We start from the raw sequence: 4,704 nt of genomic DNA, 5'->3' as shown, positions 1-4,704 counted from the left end.
CGTCAAGCTGGTTTCGTTACTCGTGATGCTCGTGAAGTTGAACGTAAGAAACTTGGTTTACGTAAAGCTCGTAAACGTCCTCAATTCTCTAAACGTTAATTCGTTTACCGAATCGGACAAAAAACCCTGGTTTATTCCAGGGTTTTTTATGGCTTGAAATTGACCACTTAGTTGGATTCTATATTTATTGTTCATGCACATCCTTACCCCATACCCCTTCATGACACCAGAAGGATTTGGTCAGATAATAATTCGCAACACCGATGATAATAAACAGAATGATTAAGCCAAAATTCATGATCATGTTGTTCTGCTCCTTTCATTTTTTTCTCTACTCTACCCTGCCTTAGTCCAATTGGCTTTTTATGCTTCGTGCTTTTTAGGTTGATTTTTAGTATCCTAGTCTATTCATTAGAACTTAATCAGGATTTATGTCAGTCGAAAGCGCGCCACTTCAAGGACTCACCTTATATAGCCATGCCGATGACTTTCGTTCCCATTGGATTCGCTACGTACTTGCCGAAAAGCAGATTAAATATAACCTGATTCTGGTCGATAGCGATGATGAAGATCTGGCCAGCCTCAATCCTTATAACCAGCTACCCATGCTGATTGAAAATGATTTAAAATTGTTCAATACCAGCATCATTTCCGAATATATTGATGATCGTTACCGCCAGAATAAGCTCTATGCAGATGCCCCCATGCCTCGTGCGGAACAGCGGCAATATATCTGGCGTTTTGAAAATGACTGGCTCAAACTGGCAGATATCATGCTATGCCATCCGGATAGTCTGGACGCTGCAGCCAAAGTGAAGGCTCAAAAACAGTTGCATGATATCCTGATTTCATTAACGCCCCTGTTCCAGCATTTTCCTTATTTTATGTCGGAACAATTCAGCATCTTAGATTGTATGCTGGCTCCCATTTTCATTCGACTCAAAAGCATGGGAGTAGAATTACCTCGACAACAATGTCGTCCATTTTATTTATATTGCCAACGAGTTTTTAGCCGTCCTGCATTTGCAAAATCCATGACCTTGCAGGAAAAAAACCGCTACCAAGAGCAAATCAAATCTGTAGAGAAACATCATGTCTGAACAAGAATTCAACTTAAGTCCTACCCGTCCCTATATGGCACGTGCAATCTATGAGTGGATTTGCGACAACAATATGACGCCTTATCTGCTGGTCGATGCTACACGTCCAAATACCATGGTACCTGAACAGTTTATTAAAGATAGCCAGATTGTCCTGAATATTGTGCCGCATGCAGTTCATGCGCTGAATATGGATAATGAAGCCATCACCTTCTCAGCACGTTTTGGTGGTGTATCACGTGATATCTATGTACCGATGGCAGCAGTCCTCGGGATCTATGCACGTGAGAATGGTCAAGGATTATTCTTTGATCCAAATGAATATGAGCATACACAAAATGATGAAGATGCTTTAAAATCAAGCACTGAAGAACAGCCTGAACCCGCAAAGAAAAAACCAACCCTAAGGTTATTAGATTAAAAATAATGGAGTAAGTGAATGGCTTTTGATTTAGTACAATATTTTGTTGAACAGATAGAAACTCAAAAGCCTGAGCTTCTACAAAGCTATACAAAAGAAGAAAGACGTAAATATATTTCAGAAATCAATGCTCTCACTTTAGGCAAACTGATTAGCGAATGGCGCAATAACCCGCAAAAAATTTATAATGAAATCAAGCATCCAGATGAACTTTATATCCTAGAAATCGCCCGTCACCTGACTACCCGAGTGGAAAACCAGTCAACTTTACCAAAACCCGAGCTGGAACAGCTCACGTCTGAAATTTTCCATTTTCAGCTGACTGAATTAAAGCAGTTACATGATACTGGCAATCATAATCAGACCAGTATCCAAGAGCTGTTGAAAGGACAAATTGAACATTTGTCTGGCCAGGCAGATGATTGGGTTTGGACAACAAATAACCTAACAGAACTCAAAGGCTCTAAACCAATTCATGAAGAAGAGCTATCATTAGAAGCATCAATGAAGGAGTTTAGCCAAATGGTTCATCAAAATAGCCAGCATCATGATGTTGAAGAAGTTGCTGTTGTAGAAACACCAACCTGGGCAAAAATCGTTGAGCCAGTGGTTGCGCTTGCGATTCTTTGGGTACTGATTGATGCAGTATTACGCGTATTTGCATAAATATTTCAACCTCAAAAAATTCAGTTTTACTAAAAGCCAATGAGATATTGGCTTTTTTTATTCTTTAGATTTATCAGGGAATGAAGTGAATCAATTTTCTTAACTGAAATTTTTACCTAACTAGCCCCATAATTCATTCAAAATATTTTATTACATCTTTTAGATTAAGCTGAGATTATAAATCAAAAAATAATCACAAAATTGTTTCACATATCCTTAAATAAAAAGATAAACGCATCACATAATTACAAAGTAGAAGTTAAAAATTAAAATCTAAAGTAAACCATTAAATTTTATATGGTTTTTATTTCAATTGTAATTTACTTGCCCATTTTTATAATGAATTTGAATGAAAAAGATAATATTCGAACTTCATCAAATACAACTAACGCATCAACTATTTTTATAACAGGGAAATAATTGTGGCTAAGGTAACCTTAGATACACTTACAGACATTGATGGTTTCGTTGCTGCAGCATTAACTGATGGTGAAAGCGGTCTTGGCTTTAGCAACTCAATGGTGGCAATATCGATCGTAAACTTGCAGCAGCCGGCAATACAGAAGTGGTTCGCGCAAAACGCCGTGTAGCGAATTCATTAAACCTGAATGACTCGATTGAAGATATTCTGATTACGCTGGGCAAGCAATATCATCTCATTCGCCCACTCGAAAAGAATAATAATGTATTCCTGTATCTTGTACTGGATCGCTCTAAAGCAAACCGGGCTATGGCTCGTCATGAGCTTAAATCTTTTGAATAAGGTTTAGACTTCAGCTAATACACAGTTTTCCCCTTTATTTCATGCGATAAAGGGGATTCTTATGCGCTTCACCCAATAAAATATAAAGTTTAATCGAGACTTAAAATGCATAGGCATTATATTCATATTGGAATAGCAGGTTTAAGTATTCACGATGCTGATGAACTAAAAAAGACTTTACAACACATCACTCCTGACCATTTTATCCTGCAATGGAACACTGCTTCCGATCCTCATCTCGATTGCCTGTTGGTGTATGAATACTTTCTTGAAACAGAGGGTATTCAACGTGTTCTCAAAAACCAAAAATGTCCTTATTTATGCATCTCTAAAAATGCTCAATATTCGAACCAGATTATAAATAACACGCTCGCTTTACCCCTGCAAAACACACAAATTCTCAAGCACTGGTTTGAGCAAAATGTTCTTAATTCAGAAATTAAACCAGAAATAAAAGAACCTATATTTTCAACGCTAGTTCACTCCCAGCAATCTTCTGACCCTCCCTATACCATCAACTTTTTTAAAGAGATGCTGCATCCTGAAAAAGGCAAATTACATCTCTATGATCAGCATGGCACTATTGCCATCATTGACTCAGCAAAAAACTTGCTTGGTTTGGTTAAACAAAGACCGGGCTGAAACAGGTACAGACTTTTCATTTTAATACGACTTCGCTTACTAGCGACGTATTAAAAGTGACACGTAGAGAAACGCAGATTCTGCAGGACTGGTTATGGAATTTTTTCTGGGACTCGCCTAATTTTGCTCAGATCGCACCTGAAGATGGTCACTACAAAATTCATTACTGGCCAAAGTCAGCTCATCCGCTACATAAAAAACGTATTTTTCAGATATCTGCCTGCTTTATTTAAGGCGCTAAGATTTCAAAAATTGCTGAGCAACATGCAATTTCTTTATTCACACTTCGACAATTTATTGCAGCCAGTATGGCTTCCGGAAATATTGAAAAAATTAATGCTTGGGAAAGTCGTTATCGCACCACTGCGCCAGTTGAAAGAACAGAACAGCAAAGTTTCATTAAAAGCTTTTTTGGAAAGCTACGATTTAAATTTGGATTTTAATAAAGTAAATACTTATGATTTTACAACAATATAAAATCGTTTTTGCGGGCTCCATGGGCGCAGGTAAAACAGCCGCGATACGTTCCTTATCTAATATATACCAGTGTTACTCACTGAGGCACTGAATACTGACGACCGCAGCCATACAAAAATGGAAACCACTGTAGGAATTGATTATGATGAGATCACATTAGAAGATGAAACTAAAATTGGCCTATATGGGACGCCAGGACAAAGCCGCTTTGATTTTATCTGGCTTGTCATCTGTCAAGGCGCACTAGGTGCTATTATCCTCATTGATCATACAGTGAGTGATCCAATCCAGGAACTGGAAAGCTATATCGAAGTATTCTAGGAATATACCAATAATATTGCCATTGGGATTACGCACAGTGATCTTGAAAGCTCTCACTTTACCCAGATTTATAAGGACTGGCTGATTCAGCAGGATCTCTATACTCCCCTCTTTTTTGTAGATGCACGTCAAAAAGACGACATCTTACTTCTCTTAGAAGCCCTCATTACTTCAATCGAAGTCAACCATAACCTCATGAGCTAAGGATTAAAGCATGCTTACTATACAAGAAAGACATCAAGTCCCGGAAGCCCTCGTTCAGCATGCCAAACAGCAAATTCAGGAGATCATTAGTAGGGTCTGTTGACATTTAC

Annotated in this window: 6 protein-coding genes and 2 pseudogenes; all 8 read left to right on the top strand. The window is 38.1% G+C overall.

The genetic code is table 11. From position 1 onward, the window contains the following. A partial coding sequence (rpsI, locus tag B3143_RS07330; protein ID WP_286739975.1) for a 30S ribosomal protein S9 occupies positions 1-99 on the top strand: 99 nt, incomplete at its 5' end. A gap of 332 nt (positions 100-431) precedes the next feature. Next, a complete protein-coding gene (locus tag B3143_RS07325) occupies positions 432-1,100 on the top strand; it encodes a glutathione S-transferase N-terminal domain-containing protein (protein WP_005237162.1) in 669 nt (222 codons plus the stop codon). Further along, positions 1,093-1,521: a ClpXP protease specificity-enhancing factor gene (locus B3143_RS07320; protein ID WP_005237165.1), complete on the top strand. Its 429-nt coding sequence runs from the start codon at positions 1,093-1,095 to the stop codon at positions 1,519-1,521. Before B3143_RS07325 ends, B3143_RS07320 begins: the two co-directional genes overlap by 8 nt. Before the next feature lie 18 nt (positions 1,522-1,539). Continuing rightward, positions 1,540-2,187, top strand: a complete 648-nt coding sequence (locus B3143_RS07315) for a hypothetical protein (protein WP_005237167.1) — start codon at positions 1,540-1,542, stop codon at positions 2,185-2,187. Positions 2,188-2,609: 422 nt separating this feature from the next. Next, positions 2,610-2,950 (top strand): annotated as a pseudogene (locus tag B3143_RS07310) (roadblock/LC7 domain-containing protein). Between the two features lie 105 nt (positions 2,951-3,055). After that, positions 3,056-3,592 (top strand): hypothetical protein, encoded by a 537-nt coding sequence (locus tag B3143_RS07305; RefSeq protein WP_005237170.1) that lies wholly within the window; start codon positions 3,056-3,058, stop codon positions 3,590-3,592. 144 nt (positions 3,593-3,736) lie between these two features. Beyond that, positions 3,737-4,069 carry a hypothetical protein gene (locus B3143_RS07300; RefSeq protein WP_224213999.1) on the top strand — a complete coding sequence of 111 codons (333 nt, stop codon included), beginning with the start codon at positions 3,737-3,739 and terminating at the stop codon, positions 4,067-4,069. Then, positions 4,050-4,594 (top strand): annotated as a pseudogene (locus tag B3143_RS07295) (GTP-binding protein). The gene B3143_RS07300 and the pseudogene B3143_RS07295 overlap by 20 nt, the downstream one beginning before the upstream one ends. Positions 4,595-4,704: the final 110 nt, after the last annotated feature.

The organism is Acinetobacter sp. UBA1496, from assembly GCF_002324975.1.
Lineage (GTDB): Bacteria > Pseudomonadota > Gammaproteobacteria > Pseudomonadales > Moraxellaceae > Acinetobacter > Acinetobacter variabilis.
This window is presented reverse-complemented; position numbering and strand designations above follow the sequence as displayed.

Excerpts from the sequence above, each read along its gene's own strand:
- B3143_RS07320 (WP_005237165.1), top strand. The coding sequence starts at position 1,093 with ATGTCTGAACAAGAATTCAACTTAAGTCCTACCCGTCCCTATATGGCA.
- B3143_RS07325 (WP_005237162.1), top strand. The coding sequence starts at position 432 with ATGTCAGTCGAAAGCGCGCCACTTCAAGGACTCACCTTATATAGCCAT.
- B3143_RS07300 (WP_224213999.1), top strand. The coding sequence starts at position 3,737 with ATGGTCACTACAAAATTCATTACTGGCCAAAGTCAGCTCATCCGCTAC.
- B3143_RS07315 (WP_005237167.1), top strand. The coding sequence starts at position 1,540 with ATGGCTTTTGATTTAGTACAATATTTTGTTGAACAGATAGAAACTCAA.
- B3143_RS07305 (WP_005237170.1), top strand. The coding sequence starts at position 3,056 with ATGCATAGGCATTATATTCATATTGGAATAGCAGGTTTAAGTATTCAC.